General features: G+C 38.5%; 17 protein-coding genes. 16 read left to right on the top strand and 1 reads right to left on the bottom strand.

Features of this window, described 5'->3' with window-relative positions:
* Positions 1 to 36: 36 nt before the first annotated feature.
* The 7 genes from FHY60_RS18200 to FHY60_RS01725 all read left to right on the top strand — a co-directional run bounded on the left by FHY60_RS18200 (position 37) and on the right by FHY60_RS01725 (position 6,575).
* On the top strand, positions 37 to 285 hold the full coding sequence (locus FHY60_RS18200) for a hypothetical protein (protein ID WP_243122198.1): 249 nt from the start codon (positions 37 to 39) through the stop codon (positions 283 to 285).
* Between the two features lie 181 nt (positions 286 to 466).
* On the top strand, positions 467 to 931 hold the full coding sequence (locus tag FHY60_RS01700) for a GreA/GreB family elongation factor (RefSeq protein WP_139902651.1): 465 nt from the start codon (positions 467 to 469) through the stop codon (positions 929 to 931).
* Positions 932 to 946: 15 nt separating this feature from the next.
* Positions 947 to 1,519: a TetR/AcrR family transcriptional regulator gene (locus tag FHY60_RS01705; RefSeq protein ID WP_139902652.1), complete on the top strand. Its 573-nt coding sequence runs from the start codon at positions 947 to 949 to the stop codon at positions 1,517 to 1,519.
* 136 nt (positions 1,520 to 1,655) lie between these two features.
* Positions 1,656 to 2,633, top strand: coding sequence for a DUF5692 family protein (locus tag FHY60_RS01710; RefSeq protein WP_139902656.1), 978 nt, complete (start codon positions 1,656 to 1,658; stop codon positions 2,631 to 2,633).
* A gap of 150 nt (positions 2,634 to 2,783) precedes the next feature.
* The gene (hypB, locus tag FHY60_RS01715; RefSeq protein ID WP_139902659.1) at positions 2,784 to 3,455 is read left to right on the top strand and encodes a hydrogenase nickel incorporation protein HypB; all 672 of its coding nucleotides are present in this window, start codon (positions 2,784 to 2,786) and stop codon (positions 3,453 to 3,455) included.
* A gap of 35 nt (positions 3,456 to 3,490) precedes the next feature.
* A complete protein-coding gene (locus tag FHY60_RS01720) occupies positions 3,491 to 6,199 on the top strand; it encodes an FAD-dependent oxidoreductase (protein ID WP_139902662.1) in 2,709 nt (902 codons plus the stop codon).
* Positions 6,200 to 6,227: 28 nt separating this feature from the next.
* Positions 6,228 to 6,575, top strand: coding sequence for a hydrogenase maturation nickel metallochaperone HypA/HybF (locus FHY60_RS01725; RefSeq protein WP_139902664.1), 348 nt, complete (start codon positions 6,228 to 6,230; stop codon positions 6,573 to 6,575).
* A gap of 37 nt (positions 6,576 to 6,612) precedes the next feature.
* Here the strand turns inward: FHY60_RS01725 and FHY60_RS01730 are convergent, their stop codons facing one another.
* Positions 6,613 to 7,503: a transposase gene (locus tag FHY60_RS01730; RefSeq protein ID WP_139902667.1), complete on the bottom strand. Its 891-nt coding sequence runs from the start codon at positions 7,501 to 7,503 to the stop codon at positions 6,613 to 6,615.
* A gap of 545 nt (positions 7,504 to 8,048) precedes the next feature.
* Here FHY60_RS01730 and helD point away from each other — a divergent pair.
* The 9 genes from helD (at position 8,049) to FHY60_RS01775 (ending at position 17,056) form a co-directional block, all read left to right on the top strand.
* Entirely contained in the window at positions 8,049 to 10,328 is a 2,280-nt protein-coding gene (helD, locus tag FHY60_RS01735; protein ID WP_139902670.1) for an RNA polymerase recycling motor HelD, read from the top strand.
* Between the two features lie 195 nt (positions 10,329 to 10,523).
* Positions 10,524 to 11,810: a 3-isopropylmalate dehydratase large subunit gene (locus FHY60_RS01740; protein ID WP_139902673.1), complete on the top strand. Its 1,287-nt coding sequence runs from the start codon at positions 10,524 to 10,526 to the stop codon at positions 11,808 to 11,810.
* Positions 11,811 to 11,825: 15 nt separating this feature from the next.
* Complete coding sequence (locus FHY60_RS01745) at positions 11,826 to 12,350, top strand: 3-isopropylmalate dehydratase small subunit (protein ID WP_139902676.1); 525 nt, start codon at positions 11,826 to 11,828, stop codon at positions 12,348 to 12,350.
* A gap of 442 nt (positions 12,351 to 12,792) precedes the next feature.
* A complete protein-coding gene (locus FHY60_RS01750) occupies positions 12,793 to 14,217 on the top strand; it encodes a prepilin-type N-terminal cleavage/methylation domain-containing protein (RefSeq protein ID WP_139902679.1) in 1,425 nt (474 codons plus the stop codon).
* On the top strand, positions 14,218 to 14,604 hold the full coding sequence (locus FHY60_RS01755) for a type IV pilus modification PilV family protein (RefSeq protein WP_139902682.1): 387 nt from the start codon (positions 14,218 to 14,220) through the stop codon (positions 14,602 to 14,604).
* Between the two features lie 9 nt (positions 14,605 to 14,613).
* On the top strand, positions 14,614 to 15,084 hold the full coding sequence (locus tag FHY60_RS01760; protein ID WP_139902684.1) for a PulJ/GspJ family protein: 471 nt from the start codon (positions 14,614 to 14,616) through the stop codon (positions 15,082 to 15,084).
* Positions 15,085 to 15,093: 9 nt separating this feature from the next.
* Complete coding sequence (locus tag FHY60_RS01765; RefSeq protein ID WP_139902687.1) at positions 15,094 to 15,570, top strand: hypothetical protein; 477 nt, start codon at positions 15,094 to 15,096, stop codon at positions 15,568 to 15,570.
* A gap of 183 nt (positions 15,571 to 15,753) precedes the next feature.
* Complete coding sequence (locus FHY60_RS01770) at positions 15,754 to 16,212, top strand: MarR family winged helix-turn-helix transcriptional regulator (protein WP_139902690.1); 459 nt, start codon at positions 15,754 to 15,756, stop codon at positions 16,210 to 16,212.
* Positions 16,205 to 17,056 carry a DUF6544 family protein gene (locus FHY60_RS01775; protein WP_243122199.1) on the top strand — a complete coding sequence of 284 codons (852 nt, stop codon included), beginning with the start codon at positions 16,205 to 16,207 and terminating at the stop codon, positions 17,054 to 17,056. The genes FHY60_RS01770 and FHY60_RS01775 overlap by 8 nt, the downstream gene beginning before the upstream one ends.
* Positions 17,057 to 17,096 lie beyond the last annotated feature (40 nt).

Consider the following 17,096-nt stretch of genomic DNA (forward strand, 5'->3'; position numbering starts at 1 on the left):
AATATAGTATAAGAAAATAGAAAGGTGGTGCAGGATATGTATGAAAAAAATATAAGAAGTAATTTTAAAGATTTTAATATTCCAAGACAGGAGAGAATACCGGGAAGGGAAAAGCTCAGTTATGAAGATAAGCTTAGAAGCGCTGCTGAACATCTGTCTCAATTTGCAGATTTTCATGGAATAATTGATAGATTAGAAAAGATAAAAGAAGAGGAAAAAAGAAAGGCAGATCCTGTACTGAACTTTATCTATCATTTGCAAAAGGTTAAGGTTGAGAAAAGTTAAATATGAGGGAATTTACAGTGTTTTGCGAAATATATGCAGATGAAAATTATAGGGGTGTAAGATATGGAAGTCCTGAAGAAATTCAAAAACTAATGCTATGTTACATCTTTTATCTTTTTCTAAATATTATATAATATTAGTATAATATTATATAATATTTCTCAAGGAGGGTTACCCTTAAATGAACAACACACTGACGAAAGAAAATATGAGAAAGTTAAAAGAAGAATTAGAATATAGAATGACAGTAAAAAGAGCAGAAATAGCCAGAGAAAAGGCAGAAGCGGCGGCTCATGGCGACAGGTCTGAAAATGCGGAATATAAGGAGGCCTGTGCCAATTATAGAGAAAATGATAATAGGATACAGTACTTATTAAACATGATTAATACAGCAACAGTAATCGATGAAAATGAGGTTGACCAATCAGTTTTGGGTATCAACAAGAAAGCCCGTATTAAGTTTGTAGAATACGACGATGAAGATGTGGTAACCTTAGTGACTACTATGGATGCGGACCCTGAAAACATGCTTATAAGCATAGAATCTGATTTAGGAAAAGCCTTGATGGGAAAAAGAGCTGGGGACGTGGTTGAAGTTAATGCTCCCAGCGAGAAGTATACCGTTGAAATCTTAGAAATACTGTAGTAAAAGGAAGGGCCTATGAAACAGAATGCAAAAGCTGCCATAATAGACTCCTTTAAAGAACTGATAAGTAAGAAAGCAATAGATAAGATTACAGTGAAGGCGCTTTGTGAACACTGCGGCGTAAACAGACAGAGCTTTTATAATCATTTTACGTATATAATGGATGTTTTTAAATTCATATTTCACCAGGAGTTATCAAAGGAGATTGCCCAAAACAGAACCTTTGAAACCTGGGCAGGAGGCTTTTTGGCCACCATGAATTATTTAAAGAGAAATTCAAAAATGATGCTGCATGTGTACTATTCTTCTTATTGGCAGGAAGCTAAAACCTATATTGCCCACCTTTCCGGAAGGCTTATGGAGGGTGTAGTTGATGAGTGCGTTGAAAAAATGCAAGTAAATTTAAAGGACAAGGACCGAAGCTTCATAGTTAATTTTTATGTACATGTATTTAATGGACTCATGATTGACTGGGTAGATAGTGGAATGGAAGAGGAGCCTGAGATTATCCTAAAAAGACTTCTTGTTATGATTACAGGAAGTATTCCAAGATCTGTGGAGGCCTTTGTAAAAGAAGATATAAGTTAATAACCATACGTTAAAATGAAAGTGTAAAAATTAGACACTTTCATTTTTTTGTCTATTGCAGATTGATTGTGAAAAATTATACAATATAAATATAGAGCACTAATAATTTACAATAAAGGATGTAAGGAGGAATAGTATGTTTATTTTCAATTATGCCGACGGTGCAACTACATTAGGCGTATGGGGAGTATGGCTCCTTGTATTTTCAGGGCTTTTTATCTTTAATGAAGTGGCTCGTCGATGGAAGTATGTGGGACTTTTCAGTTTTGTTGTGTTACCATTAGTTCTTTCTGTACTGTGGTTTACTGTGCTAAAAGAGAAAACGTATACAGACTGGTTTCATTTAGCAAAGGTGTATTCTTCAACAGCAGGTTGCATAGGCTTCTGGTGCATCAGACATGTTAAATGGACTAACAAAGAGACAGGAAAGGAAGTTAGATTAGCTGATAAGAAATGGGCCTTAGCTTTCCCGCCGCTGATACTTGCCATTAACATACTGGAGGCAGTAGCCCGAGATTTCCAAATCGGGATTCAATATCAGGGTGGAGGAATCTTGGTTGATGATGCTATGTATGTTCTTGGAGGTTCCTGGAATTTCATGAACGGTATAGCAGGTATTCTTAACATTATAACTATAACCGGATGGGTGGGTATTTGCTTAAGAAAGGAAACTGCCAAAGACAGAAGCAAAGATATGCTTTGGCCGGACATGCTGTGGTTTTGGATAATAGCCTATGATCTATGGAATTTTGCATATACATACAACGCTTTACCTGGACATGCTTGGTACTGCGGTTTTGCGCTTCTTCTAGCTCCAACTCTCTGTGCCTTTACGGTAGGAAAGGGAGCATGGCTGCAGCATCGTGCACAAACTTTGGCTATATGGTGTATGTTTGCGCAGACCTTTCCGGCCTTCCAAGATCAGGGGGCTTTTGCTGTGGCATCCTCTTATAAGGAGGCACCACTCTTTGGTTTCAGCTTTGCTGCTCTATTAGCCAATATAGTAGTACTGATTTACATGATATACAAGGTAGTAAAGACAAAGAGAAATCCTTATTTTGGCGAGCTTTATACAGATTTAAGGGCTCATAAGGAAGTTAAAGCTCTTTCTTAGGGGGGAGGTACCTTGCGGAGGTGCCCTTGTGAGGTGCCAGGCACCTCACAAGTCACAAGTCACGACGACAACTCACATATTTCATTGCATATCTGTAATGTTTATTTTTATATAGTATAAGAATTTAAATGAATTGGAGGATTTGATGGTATGTCTGACTACAAAGTTCTAGAGATTAAGCGAAGTATTTTCGAAGACAACGATAGGCAAGCTAATTTGCTAAGGGAAGAACTAAAAAGAAACAAGACCTTTTTATTGAATTTAATGTCCTCACCGGGTTCCGGGAAAACCACAACAGTTTTAAGAACCATTGAGGCACTGAAGGATGAAATGAAAATTGGAGTTTTGGAAGCAGACATTGATTCAGATGTGGATGCTAATAAGATTGCTCAAACCGGTGCTAAAGTAATCCAATTACATACCGGGGGCATGTGCCATCTTGATGCAGATATGACCAAGCAAGGCCTCACAGAGATGAAACCAGAAGGCTTGGATTTTATCATTCTGGAGAATGTAGGTAACTTAGTATGTCCAGCGGAATTTGATACCGGCGCATCAAAAAATGCCATGATTTTAAGTGTACCGGAGGGTGATGATAAGCCTCTGAAATACCCACTGATGTTCTCCATTGTCGATGTTTTGCTGATCAATAAAATTGATGCAGTAAGTATATTCGATTTTGACTTCAAGGCTGTGGAGGAGAGGGTAAAAAAGTTAAATCCCAAGATCAAGATAATACCTATCTCTGCTAAAACTGGTGAAGGCTTTGAACAATGGATAGAGTGGGTGTGCAACGAAGTCAAGAACTGGAATGAGAATTAACTCCGAAAAAGAATATTTAAATAGGAGGCCAATGTATGGTAAAAGAAAAGGTGTTAGATTTTGCTAATAAAATTAGCAAGACAAAACGAGGGACTAAGGGTGAAATTACGCCGGATCGGCCGGAGTATTATGTTTTGGAGCCCATTCTTACGGAAGAGATGGCGGAAGTAGGACTTTGTCTTGAGTTTCGTGTTCCAAGAAGTGCTGAAGAAATTGCTCTACTATGCGGAAAATCCGTAGAAGAGACAGAAAGGCTGCTATGGGAATTAGCCCTTGCCGGTGCTGCCTTTGTAAATAAAATAGACGGGGTTGATAAATACTGGCATGATATTTGGGTTCCCGGCCATATGGAGATGATAGTTAACAACAGGGAGAATGTTAAAAAGTACCCGCAACTTGCAAAGGCCTTTGATGAATATGGAAAGTTGAAGGGACCTTTAGCTGCAGGTATCTTTCCTGTGGGAACCGGCCCTATGCGTGTTATACCCATAGAGATGTCCATAAAGGGCGAAACCAGAAGGGCATCCTATGAAGAGGTATCTAAATATCTCAACGAAAACACCATATTTTCTGTTTCCGACTGCTCCTGCCGTACTTCAAGAGAAGCCATGGGAGAAGGGTGCGGTCACTTGAAGGAGGATATGTGTATTCAGTTGGGACATGCGGCTGAATACTACATCCGTACAGGAAGAGGGCGAGAGATTACTCGGGAAGAAGCCTTTGAAATCATAAGGAGAGCTGAAGAAAATGGATTGATGCACAGTATACCGAATTTAGACGGACCAGGAAAAACTCATGCCATATGTAACTGTTGCGGATGTTCCTGCTTTGCTCTAAGAATCGCGGAGATGTTTGTTAACCCAGATATGGTTCGTTCAAACTATATTTCCCAAGTAGACAAGGAAAAGTGCGTAGCCTGCGGGGAGTGCGTTGAAAACTGTCCTGTTAATGCGCTGCAATTGGGCCAGAAAATCTGCTCAAAGACTCCTATACAAAAAAAGAAAAGAGACCTCCCCCATGATACAGAATGGGGTGCAGATAAGTGGAATCCGGATTACCGACTAAATAGGAAGGTAGTTGCAGATACTGGTACAAGCCCCTGTAAAGCAGAATGTCCTGCTCATATTGGTATACAGGGATATATCAAGCTTGCCGCCCAAGGGAGATATACAGAAGCCCTTGAGCTTATCAAGCATGAGAATCCATTCCCGGCGGTATGTGGACGTGTCTGTCCTAGATATTGTGAGTCCGCCTGTACTAGAGGAGATATTGACGACCCTATAGCTATTGATGATATCAAAAAATTTATAGCAGATCAGGATTTGAAGAAGGAACACCGATATATACCTAAGATAAGACATCAATATGGTAAAAAAATAGCTGTAATCGGTGCTGGTCCATCGGGTCTTTCCTGTGCTTACTACTTGGCTATTGATGGTTACAAGGTAACGGTCTTTGAAAAGGAAAAGGTGCTTGGAGGTATGCTTACCCTAGGGATACCGTCCTTCAGACTGGAAAAAGATGTGGTTAATGCAGAAATTGATATTTTAAAGGAACTGGGAGTAGAATTTGTGACCGGAATAGAAGTTGGTAAAGACATTAGTATCCATGACTTAAGAGATCAAGGCTTCGAGGCCTTCTACATCGCTATAGGTGCCCAAGCAGGCAGAAAACTTGGCGTAGAAGGTGAGGAGGCTGAAGGTGTATTCACCGGTGTGGACTTTTTACGAAAGGTGAACCTTGGTGATGCAGTTAAGCTGGAAGGAAATACCGTAGTAATCGGAGGAGGAAACGTAGCTATTGATGTTGCTCGTACTGCAGTGAGGGTAGGGGCAGACAATGTTGATATGTACTGCTTGGAAGACAGAGAACAGATGCCAGCTCTTGAGGAAGAAATTGATGAAGCCTTGGGAGAAGGTATTAGAATAAATAACTGCTGGGGACCTAACCGCATTATAACGGAAAATGGACATGTTACCGGTGTAGAGTTCAAGAAATGTATATCCGTCTTCGATAAAAATGGAAGGTTTAGTCCTAAGTTTGATGAAAAGAAAATTAGAGTGGTAAAGGCAGATAATGTTTTAATCTCTGTTGGTCAAGCTATAAACTGGGGCGGCCTGCTGTTGGGTAGTAAAATAGAATTGAATCCCAATAGAACAGTACAAGCAGATATGCTTACATTACAAACAGGAGATCCTGATGTATTTGCCGGCGGTGACGTCTTTACCGGACCTAAGTTTGCTATTGACGCAATCGCAATGGGTAAAGAAGCTGCCATTTCAATCCACCGTTATGTTCAACCGGGACAGAGCTTAACCCTGGGACGTACAAGGAGAAATTACATTGCCCTGGATAAAGAAAATCTTAATCTCCAAGGCTATGATTGTGTTCCAAGACAAAAGGCGCCCCATACTGAAGGGGACAGTTCTAGAAAGACCTTTAAGGACATACGTGGCACCTTTACGGAAGAGCAGGTTAAAAAGGAAACAGAACGTTGTCTAAGCTGCGGCGCCACTGTGGTGGATGAATTCCTTTGCGTAGGCTGTGGTGCTTGTACAACAAGGTGTAAGTTTGACGCCATCAAACTGATAAGAAGATACGACAGCTCTAGTGTGGAGTATGAAAAGGTGAAAGGCAAAGTGGTAAGGTATGCCCTAAAACGTAAGGTGAGAATAACCGCAAAGAAACCTATAAGATTCCTTCAATCAGTTTTTACGGGAAACAACGAAAAGCAGAATAATTAAGATAAACATAGGAGAGGGGTGGGCTGTATTGCACGAACTAGGTGTTGTCATTGAAGTAATAAAAACAGTGGAAAACTTTGCAAAAGTCAATGGAATAACCAAAATTGATACCTTGGTACTCCAAATTGGAGAACTCTCCTCCATGATTCCCAGGTACATTGAAGCCTGCTACCCTGCAGCGGTGGAAGGAACCATGCTGCAGGAGACAAAATTACAAATAGAGATATTACCTGGCAACGCAATTTGCAGGGAGTGTAATAAGGTCTTTAATTTGATAAAGAGTAATGGGAAGTGTCCAAACTGCGGAAGTAGGACATGGGAGCTTCTGGGCGGTAAAGAGTTCATGATCAAGGAGATAGTTGCAGAGGTGCCGTAGGTGGTGCTACCTTCATAGGTGCCAGGCACCTCACATCTCACATTTCATATCTTGACACTTTGTGACGGGATAATAGCATGGAAAGTGAGTTGCTTTTTACATTAAGAAAAGCACTTATTTCCTTCAACGTATATTTATGTTTGAGAGCTTCTTTAATAAAGTTTAGCTTGTAATTGGTAAGAGAAGGTTTCTTGCTACCGGACAATAATAGCTGTTCCAGCTCGTAGTCTAAGTTAAGTGAACGGAAAATATCATCTAAGGATTTACGCGTGCATTGAGTTAAAGGTGCCTCTGTGGGGGCATCTTTAGTTATTTGCCCTAAATTTACATCATTAAAATTATATTTATTTTTAAGTGCTTCTAAATCCAGTTGATGATTTACATCATCACCAGCAAAGGTAACCAAGGTGTGGTACTGCCTTATAGCGTAATCTCTTTTTGATCCCAGAAGGCTAAGAATCAGATCTGTCTTAACAAAGGAACTTATGCCTCGCTTATAATAATAGTGACTACTCCACCTATACGCATCAATATTGGAGCAAATTCCCGCCCTAACCGGGTTTCTATGTACATACCTTAAAAGCCAGATTAGATATATCTCTGATGTTACAAGCTTGCAGGTATATCGATTATCGAAATTATGTCCGGTCCTATTCAACTCACGGCTTAAATACTTCCCGAGGGCATTATTTATGTAAAACATGACTTCACTGATGGAGTTTTTATTGGTTCTAATCAAAAAATGATAGTGGTTATCCATGATAACATAAGCTAATAACTCAAAATCTAGTATTTCATTATAATCTTTAAGTTGTTTTATAAGGAAAGACTTATGTTTTTGATTATTAAAAATATGGTACCTATTATTTCCTCTTAAGATAACATGATAAATTGCACCCTCGTAAATAACTCTTTTGGCTCTTGCCATAAAATCACCTCACATCTTTCTCTGTAATTATTACCAAAAATTAGTTGCTTATACATGTGAGATGTGACTTGTGACGTGCCTGGCACCTGAAAAAAGGCACCTGAAAAAAGGCACCTGAAAAAAACAAAAAGACTGGAAAATGAATCCAGCCTGTTTTAACAAGATTTTCGCCAAAATTATATACTACTGTCAAATTTATATTAATATCATATAATAAAAACCGCACATTGTCAAGAAAAACATAGAAGTTTTATGATTTAAATACTTTGCTATGAAAAAGTTCAGTGAGGAGTATGGAAAGTCTGATTACCGCTTTATTGGAAGCTTTATTATTATATGGAGGTTATATAAAATAGTAAAGTAAGATGTGTGGTGATATCACCCCAAAAGAGAAATGTAACTTTGATTTGTGACTTGTGACATGTGAGGTCGCTGGCACCTGGAAGCGGCACACCAGAGCATAGCAACCCAAAAGTAAAGAAAGTGACTTGTGAGGTGGCTGGCACCTAAAGGGTGGCACACAAACAGAAAGAGAGGTGGAGTATATGACAGCATCGGTTCATCCAGAATATTCCATAGAGGTTGAGAGACTAAAGTATATCCTAAATTACATGAAGGCGTATAATGAGCAGATTATTAAGCAAAAGAGTAAGATCGACAAAGATGTTGAGTACAGTATAACGCACTATAACTCAGATAATGCAGAGCAGTTCAATGAACTTATGATCAATACCACAATGCAGGAGAACTTAAACCAGAGGGTAAAGAATCTCAGTAAAAGCCTGCTAAAGCCATATTTCGCAAGAGTTGACTTTCGCGAAGCAGGTAATGAAACCGTACAGAAGCTTTACATAGGGAAAATATCCCTTCTAAAGGATGAAGATAACGAGCCTCTCATAATAGATTGGAGAGCGCCCATAGCAAACCTTTATTATGAGGGCAGAATTGGTGAGGCCATGTATAAGTGTCAGGACGGAGTTGTAAAGGGAGAGATCAGTCTCAAAAGACAGTACACCATAGAAAATGCAGAGCTCAAAGAAATGTATGATATAGACATCACCACTAATGACGATTTCCTCCAAGCAAGCCTAGGATCCTCCAAGGATAACAGGCTTAAGGATATAGTTTCTACCATTCAAGCAGAGCAAAACAGGGTTATCAGAGCGGATATGTGGAAGCCTCTTATTGTACAGGGAGCTGCAGGAGGCGGAAAGACCACCATAGCTCTTCATAGAATTGCCTATCTTTTATATAATCATGAAGATCATTTAAGTCCTAAGAATTTCATGATCATTGCACCTAACCGTTTCTTTCTCAGTTATATATCAGAAGTATTGCCGGATTTGGGCGTAGAAAATGTCTTACAGACTACATTTGAAGATCTGGCCATGAACATAATCGGTACCAAATTTAAAATAAAGCCCACACATGAGAAGTTGGCAAGCTTTGTAGAAAAGCAAGAGAGCTTCTCAGAGGAATCAATTAAACTTACAAGGAAGATATCACGGTTCAAATCCTCCCTACACTTTATGAATATCTTGAGGCGGTATATTTATGAAATCGAGCGAAACTTTCTGCCCAAGGATGATTTCAGGATACATGATGTAATCCTTCTGTCCTACAATCAACTTCAAAGATTGTTTCTTCAGGAATACTCTTATCTTCCCTTTATGAAGAGAATGGATGAAATAAAAAAGAATCTCACCAATACCTTGAGGCAGAATAAAGGAAGAGTATTGGAGGGAGTCGAGCGCAGCTATGATATAAAGCTGGAGCAAGTGAGAAGTTCCATGAAGGATTGTCCGGAAAGAAGAAAAGTGATAATAGAGCTAACCGAGGATAGGGATGCCCTGCTGGAAAAGATAAAAAAGGAATCCAAAACTCCGATTAGGGCTTATATGGATAAAATTAAGGCTAAAGCTCCATTTGAATATTATAAGGAGTTCATGAGTGGAAAAGAAGAATACAGGGAATACTTTCATAAATATATAGATGATGCTTTTACAATGGAGGTTATAAATTACACTAATGAAATACTGGAGCAGGTAATGCTGGAAGTAGAGGACCTTGCTCCCCTTATGCTGCTCCGTTATCAAATCCATGGACTTGAAGACAAGTTTTCAGTAAGGCACATACTTATAGATGAAGCCCAGGACTTTAGCTTGTTCCAAATATATGTGCTTAAATCCATCATGAAAAGTGGGTCTTTTACCATACTGGGAGACTTGTCTCAAGGAATACATTCCTATAGGGGCATAAGAAACTGGAGTGACCTAAGCAGATACATCTTCAAAGACGAAGAATCTGCCTTCCTGACTCTTGAACAGAGCTACAGAACCACCGTTGAAATTATGGAGGCAGCCAATAAGGTAATTAAAAACCTTGAAAATGAGGAATTGCCATTGGCTAAGCCGGTAATAAGACATGGGGAGGAGGTTACGGTAACAGAGCTTTCAAGCATAAAGGAGATAGCTACCAGTATAAAACAAAAGATAGAAGATGCAAAGAAGGAAAGCTTTAAATCTGTGGCCATTATATGTAAGACTCTTCAGGAATGTAAAGCGGTAAAACAGTACTTAGATAAGCTTAAGGTAAAGACTGAGTTTATTACCGGCCATGAGAAGGAGTACTCAGGCGGAGTAGTTTTAATACCATCTTATCTTGTAAAAGGACTTGAGTTTGATGTGGTAATTGTGGCCAATGCCTCTAAGGATGCTTACCGGAAGGAAGAACTTGATATAAAACTGCTTTATATAGCAATGACAAGACCCCTTCACCGCTTGTATATATATTCTCTTGGAGTAAGAACAGAGTTGCTTGATTAATCTTGAAAGATGTGAGATGTGAGTTGTGAGGTGCCAGGCACCTCACATTTATTGCGATAATGATAAGAAAATATAAAATTTACTTTCAAATTATAAAAAATAATAGTATAATCTTAACAAAGAAGTTAGAAAATAATTTGTTATTTAACATTGTATTAAAAGGAAAAGGAAAAGGAAAAGGAGAAAGAGAAGTATATGGGTAAGACGTTAGCTGAGAAAATATTTGATGCACATAGGGTGGACATGCCTTTCCCTGATACGCATGTTTTAAAGCTGGATAGGGTTTTTTGTCATGAGATTACCACCCCTATTGCAATCACCGATCTCATGGCAAGAGGGATGGACAGAGTCTTCGATTCAACGAAGATAAAGGCTGTTATAGACCATGTAACCCCCGCAAAGGATTCAAAGACTGCTGAGCAAGGGAAGATAATGAGAGATTGGGCCAGAAGACATGGTATAAAAGACTTTTTTGATATCGGAAGAAATGGTGTATGTCACGCTATATTCCCGGAAAAGGGATTCGTAAGACCAGGTTATACAGTTATAATGGGGGATTCCCATACCTGTACCCATGGAGCTTTTGGAGCCTTTGCCGCCGGAGTAGGAACTACGGATCTTGAAGTTGGTATATTAAAGGGTGTTTGTGCCTTCCACTTTCCAAAAACAATAAAGTTTGTACTCAACGGTACGCTGAAGGCTGGAGTTTATGCAAAAGACCTGATACTCTTCATCATTAAAGAACTAACAGTTAACGGTGCCACAAACATGGTTATAGAATTTACCGGCCCGGTCATCGATGCAATGTCAATGGAAGCTCGTATGACACTTTGCAATATGGCTATAGAAGCCGGCGGCACCTGTGGAGTATGCTATCCGGATATGACAACGATTGAATATCTTTGGCCTTTCATAAAGGATGAGTTTGCTTCAAAGGAAGAGGCTTTAAAGGAATACTCAAAATGGATTTCTGATGAGGACGCCACTTATGAAAAAGTTTATGAGTATGATGTTTCAGATTTAGAGCCTATGGTTACTTTTGGCTACAAACCTGATCAGGTAAAGCCTGTAAGAGAGATGGAAGGAACAAAAATTGATCAAGTTTACATAGGAAGCTGTACTAATGGACGTATAGAAGATTTGAGAATTGCAGCAAGTATTCTTAAGGGCAAAAAAATATCCGATAATGTCCGTGCAATTGTTAGTCCAGCAACTCCGGCTATTTATTCCCAGGCCTTAAAGGAAGGCCTTATAGAAGTATTTCAGGAGGCAGGTTTCTGCGTAACAAATCCAACCTGTGGAGCTTGTCTAGGTATGAGTAACGGAGTGCTTGCCAGCGGTGAAGTCTGCGCTTCCACAACTAACCGTAACTTTAACGGCAGAATGGGTAAGGGCGGTACAGTTCATCTGATGAGTCCAGCTACTGCCGCAGCATCAGCCATTGAAGGAAAAATAACTAATTCAGAGCTATTTACAGCTTAGGTAGCGGAGGTAAACATGAAGAATTTTAAAGGAAAAGTTTTATTTTTAGATAGAAGCGATATTAATACCGATGAAATTATTCCTGCGAAGTATCTTACAGAGATCACTAAAGAGGCTCTAAAACCCTACTTACTGGAAGATTTAGCGCTGCCAGGCTTCAACAACAAAGAAGACATCAAAGACAAGGCGGTTATTGTGACCAGGGCTAATTTTGGCTGCGGTTCTTCCAGGGAACACGCTCCTTGGGCTTTAGAGGTAAATGAAATAAATGTAGTTATAGCGGAAAACTTTGCAAGGATATTCAGACAGAATATGTACAACTGTGGAATGTTTGCTATAGAACTGCCGAAAGATAAGATAGACTATCTTTTTGATAACTATGCAGGTAAGGACACTTCAATAGAGATTGACGTTGATAACGATAAAATAATTGTAACTTCAGCAGAAAAATCAGATATCATAGACTTCAAGGTTGGTGACTTTGACAAGACACTTGTCAAAGAAGGCGGCTGGGTTGGTTATGCTGATAAGAACTATTGATTTATGATCATTAGGATGAATTTATGAAATCTAATCTAAAGTTGATGAATTAATTGGGATATTAACAAATGAATATTAGCAATGTGCAGGGTTGTACTATCCTTTGACAGGATAATGTAGCCCTGTTTTTTATGAGACATATAACTAAACAAGCGTTATCCTGAAAAATGATTTATGATGATATAATTTATTTTGGACTCTTTTCAGCTCTGCTGGGAATAGACCTTCTTTTTTAATTACAGTATGGAACTCATGGAGCACATTAGCTGAAAGTAATCCAGAGACTTTTCCAAGTCCTATAAATCTTTTACTTGAAAGAATTTTGAAATAATGTATAATGAATGACATAATACGACATTATATTTGAGAACTATGATATAAAAACTGGTTTGGAGCATGATTACTACTGAATTTGTATATTATAGGAGAAGGGAGGATATGCATGAGGATTAAGAAAGGCTTTACCTTAATTGAACTGATGATAGTTATTTCAGTAATAGGCATACTGACCATGGTAATAACGCCTAATGTGACAAGTGTAAGGACCCAATCAAAAAATCAAAGTGTAACTACCAATGTTATGCTAGTGAGGTCTTTTATTGAAAGCCGTGGAGCAAGGGATGCAATTATTTTGAATGCTGCTTTTCTGGAGGGAAAGAGCTATTCAGAGATAATGGCACAGGTACTTTCAGGTATAAAATCTGATATGACCCAATACTTCTCCGGCAGTAATGCCTTGCAGAATCCATTTAATAACGCAACGTCCATAAACTATACTCATCAAGATGTAAGGCAAAACAATCCAGCATCTGCCTCCGTAGTATTGGGCTATTCCGCAGATCCTAACGCTGAATTGCCTGCAGATGTCAGAGGGGTAGGCAATGCCCTTGGTAAGGATAAAAGCTTTGCCGGCGATGTGGTAGTGATTTTGTATAAGGCCGGTTATGTGCTTTATGGAATAGATAACAGTGGAGATATGATTGATATTAACATCATAAAAAATCCGCCTATCCCGCCGGTAGTTCAAAGCGGTGTTGGAGGAGGAAACGGCAGTTCACCAGGTGGTATCAATGATGGAGGGCCTGTACCTACAGGTATTTTGAAAAATATAGGAGATGTAGTCACCTATATAAAAAGTATAGCAATAGATAAAATACTAAGAGGAGAGCCACTTAATAAGATATGGGATGTAATGAAAAATCCTTTGAACGGAGAACTAAAAACACAATTTACTCCGGGAAATACCTCCAAGCACATAGTTAATCCATATAACAATTCGGATAGTATAGGAATTTATTATAGTTCCAGCATAACAGGTAATTACTCCATAATATCAGTTCATGATGCAGATGCCATAACAACGGAGGATACTGCTTTTTCTGATAAGCCGGGAACAGTCATTGTCTATGTTACTTCTAATCCTACGGGATATGTGGTTTACGGAGTAGATCAAGATGGTGATAATGTGGGCTATACAACCATCAATCTTTCTACAATGGTAACACCTGAGATGAATCAAACTTTGGCAAATAATGTTGCCATGGTATCTAATATCTTGAAAGCAAACATAAAAACTCTGGCAGTTGGAGATCAAGGAGACTTGAGCAATGCAGCCTATAATGCTCTTAAAAACCTCAATATAAGTAATTCTTATTGGGCGCCATGGAAGAAAATAGGTAAGTTAAGTAGTGACAGCTTTCTTCAAGGCTATGCCTTGATAGTCAGCGGTTGGAACATGGAAGGAGCCAGATACAGTGATTTCAAAGGTTCAGTGGCGGTGAATGTTTTAAAAGACTGTACAGGTTATGAGGTGTTCGGTATTGATGAATATGGAAACAGATATCACTATGAAAAAGTGGTGAGGTAAATGAGGATTAAAAAGAAAAAGGGTTTTACTTTCTTAGAGCTAATGGTGGCCATAGGGGTTTTTGCCGTAATATCTGTTTTGGTTATCAGATTAAATATAACTGCCAATAAAAATATGAGCCTTCAAATGGAAAGGCAAAATATGATGATGCAGGCTCAGATGCTATTGGAAAAATATAAAACAACTAAAGAAAATATAGGTAATTATGCCGGAGAGGGTAATCCTAGTACAAACTTTCAAAAGGTCAATAATTATTATGTCACAGTACAGGGAAATATAATTGACCCTGAGGGTGGAATACTTCATGAGGTTACTGTAAGAGTTCGCAGAAATCCCTCAGAGCCTGGCGATGAAGTTATGATTAAGAGCCATGTGCTGGCTAATTAAGGTGAGTTTATGAAGAAGAAGGGTTTAACGCTAATTGAGTTAATGATAGCACTCAGCATGTTTAGCATAATATCCTTATTTATGTATAGGACATTGTTTACACAAATAAGGCAGGCTGCAGAGTATAATCATAATATAGACCTACTGTACAATGCCAATAAGGCTTTGAATATGCTCACTGATAAAATAAGAAGTTCCTCAGGCATAACCCTGTCCGGAAATCCTGTAGCCCAAGTACTTTCCAATGGAGTGGTTGTAATTGATTTAACATCAAATACAACTAGTCCGGATATCTATTTTAACAGTGGCAAAAAAGAATTGGTAAATGCGGATGGTAGGACCTGTTCCTACATTGATTCTGTGGTTATCAGTCAGGGAACCTCACCAGATAAGGAAGATGAGCTGATTTATATAACTGTTTCAGCAGTGAAAGGGAACAGTGAATTTTCAAGTTCTACTGCTGTTAATATAAGAAGATAGGTGAGATGCATGAAAAAGAAAAAGGGTGCCGCTCTTTTGGTTGTAGTTATAATTATGATGGCAACATTTATGTTAGCTGCATATATGCTGGATGCCAGTGTGAAAAGCAGTAAGTCAGCATTGAGCACATTAAACAGTACTAAAGCATATTACATTGCGGAGACTGGTATCTATGATTTCATTAATTATATGAAAAATAAAGATTGTGCTGTAAGTAGAGACCTGTATCTGATGAATGTTTATAATTCGGGAGGATTATATGGGGACAATATGGCATCATATAAGACCCAGCTAAATAGTCCAATTTCCTTTAGTGATGTTGGAAATACAAGAGTATGCAGTTTTTCATTGTATTCTACCGGAAGCTATGGAGATCAGGTTTATATTATAACTGCAGATGTATACATGAACTATGTAAAAAATAGTTACGGTTTATATGTTTATTCAAGCTACACAATTAATTCGAAAAAACTATATAAAGCTTAATCAAAATAGGACTTTTCTATAAACTATGTAGTGAAGTCCTATTTTTAGTCAGTCTAGTTCAAATAAAATAAAGAGAGGATAATTATGTAAAAGCAGTTGACAAAATGATAAATACGTAATATATTACTTATATGAGTAATATATTACGTATTATGCAAGCTAACTTTGGAGGCAACATAAACAATGGATAATTTAGAAAAACAGAAGTATATTTTCGGAAGTCTCTTTCTTCTTGCCAATAAGCTTCAGGCTTTAGGGGATAAGTATATGGGTAAGGATGGCATGACCACGAAGCAATGGTTTTTGACGGCTATAATTTCTCAGTTTGGTGATAATCCACCCACACTCAGCGAAGTAGCAGAGCTTATGGGAAGTTCCAGACAGAACATAAAACAGCTAGCTTTAAAGCTTGAGGAAAAGGAATTTTTAAAAATACACCAGGATGAACGGGATGCCAGGGCACTAAGGCTTAAGTTGACAAAAAAGAGCCAAGAGTTTTGGGAGAAGCGAGAGGATAAGGATGCTCAATTCATTATGTATCTATTTGAAGGTTTAAGCCACCACGAGATAGAAGTAATGTGCACTGGAATAAAAAAGCTCCTTGAAAAAATCGAAGAAATGGGAGGTCAATTCAATGGATAAGAAGTATATGTTGCTTATCCTATTAGTACTGGTTATTGTAGTAATTCTGCTTCTATTCAATAAATGCGGAGAGTTAAAAAATGTCTACAATACGGCGGTACAAAAGGAACTGGAGCAATCTGCCACAATGGAAAAAGATATACTTACAGAAGAAGACATCAAAGATTTACCGGAACCGGTACAAAAATATATCAGGTACTCCCAGGCAATAGGAAAAGAGAAGGTAAGAAATTTTACCGTGACTTTTGAAGGAAAGTTTAAAGCAGATCCCGAAAAAGGTTGGGCAAAAATGAAGGCCAAGCAATATACTGACTTGATAAAGTCTACAAGGTTATATTATATGGACATGAAAATGTTTGGACTACCGGTTTATGGCGTTCATCGCTACATTGGCGGAAAGGCAAGTATGCTTGCTAAATTAGGGGGCTTGCTTACAGTGGTAGACGGAAAGGGACCTGAGATGAATGAGGGAGAAACAGTTACTGTATTCAATGACATGTGTGTGCTAGCCCCAGGCAGCCTTATAGATGAGAGAATAGAATGGGAGACCGTAGATTCAAGTACAGTAAAAGCTACCTTTACCAATGAGGGTATAAAGATCCATGCAGTTCTGTACTTCAATGATAAAGGAGAACTTATAAACTTTGTTTCTGAAGACAGATATTATTCTCCTTCAGGAAAAACCTATAAAAAGTATAAATGGTCAACTCCCTTATGTGAATATAAGAACTTTAATGGTACTAGAATTTCCTCCGGTGGTGAGGCTGTATGGACCCTGCCTGAAGGAGACTATAGCTATGGAAAGATTGGTATTGCGGAAATTAAATACAATATAAGTAATTAATTTAAAGCTGGGTCCCATATTGGAGCCCAGCTTTCACATT

The sequence above is a fragment of the Clostridium thermarum genome (genome assembly GCF_006351925.1).
GTDB classification, from domain to species: Bacteria; Bacillota; Clostridia; order Clostridiales; family Clostridiaceae; genus Clostridium_AU; species Clostridium_AU thermarum.

Excerpts from the sequence above, each read along its gene's own strand:
- FHY60_RS18200 (WP_243122198.1), top strand. The coding sequence starts at position 37 with ATGTATGAAAAAAATATAAGAAGTAATTTTAAAGATTTTAATATTCCA.
- FHY60_RS01700 (WP_139902651.1), top strand. The coding sequence starts at position 467 with ATGAACAACACACTGACGAAAGAAAATATGAGAAAGTTAAAAGAAGAA.
- FHY60_RS01705 (WP_139902652.1), top strand. The coding sequence starts at position 947 with ATGAAACAGAATGCAAAAGCTGCCATAATAGACTCCTTTAAAGAACTG.
- FHY60_RS01710 (WP_139902656.1), top strand. The coding sequence starts at position 1,656 with ATGTTTATTTTCAATTATGCCGACGGTGCAACTACATTAGGCGTATGG.
- hypB (WP_139902659.1), top strand. The coding sequence starts at position 2,784 with ATGTCTGACTACAAAGTTCTAGAGATTAAGCGAAGTATTTTCGAAGAC.
- FHY60_RS01720 (WP_139902662.1), top strand. The coding sequence starts at position 3,491 with ATGGTAAAAGAAAAGGTGTTAGATTTTGCTAATAAAATTAGCAAGACA.
- FHY60_RS01730 (WP_139902667.1), bottom strand. The coding sequence starts at position 7,503 with ATGGCAAGAGCCAAAAGAGTTATTTACGAGGGTGCAATTTATCATGTT.
- helD (WP_139902670.1), top strand. The coding sequence starts at position 8,049 with ATGACAGCATCGGTTCATCCAGAATATTCCATAGAGGTTGAGAGACTA.
- FHY60_RS01740 (WP_139902673.1), top strand. The coding sequence starts at position 10,524 with ATGGGTAAGACGTTAGCTGAGAAAATATTTGATGCACATAGGGTGGAC.
- FHY60_RS01745 (WP_139902676.1), top strand. The coding sequence starts at position 11,826 with ATGAAGAATTTTAAAGGAAAAGTTTTATTTTTAGATAGAAGCGATATT.
- FHY60_RS01750 (WP_139902679.1), top strand. The coding sequence starts at position 12,793 with ATGAGGATTAAGAAAGGCTTTACCTTAATTGAACTGATGATAGTTATT.
- FHY60_RS01755 (WP_139902682.1), top strand. The coding sequence starts at position 14,218 with ATGAGGATTAAAAAGAAAAAGGGTTTTACTTTCTTAGAGCTAATGGTG.
- FHY60_RS01760 (WP_139902684.1), top strand. The coding sequence starts at position 14,614 with ATGAAGAAGAAGGGTTTAACGCTAATTGAGTTAATGATAGCACTCAGC.
- FHY60_RS01765 (WP_139902687.1), top strand. The coding sequence starts at position 15,094 with ATGAAAAAGAAAAAGGGTGCCGCTCTTTTGGTTGTAGTTATAATTATG.
- FHY60_RS01770 (WP_139902690.1), top strand. The coding sequence starts at position 15,754 with ATGGATAATTTAGAAAAACAGAAGTATATTTTCGGAAGTCTCTTTCTT.
- FHY60_RS01775 (WP_243122199.1), top strand. The coding sequence starts at position 16,205 with ATGGATAAGAAGTATATGTTGCTTATCCTATTAGTACTGGTTATTGTA.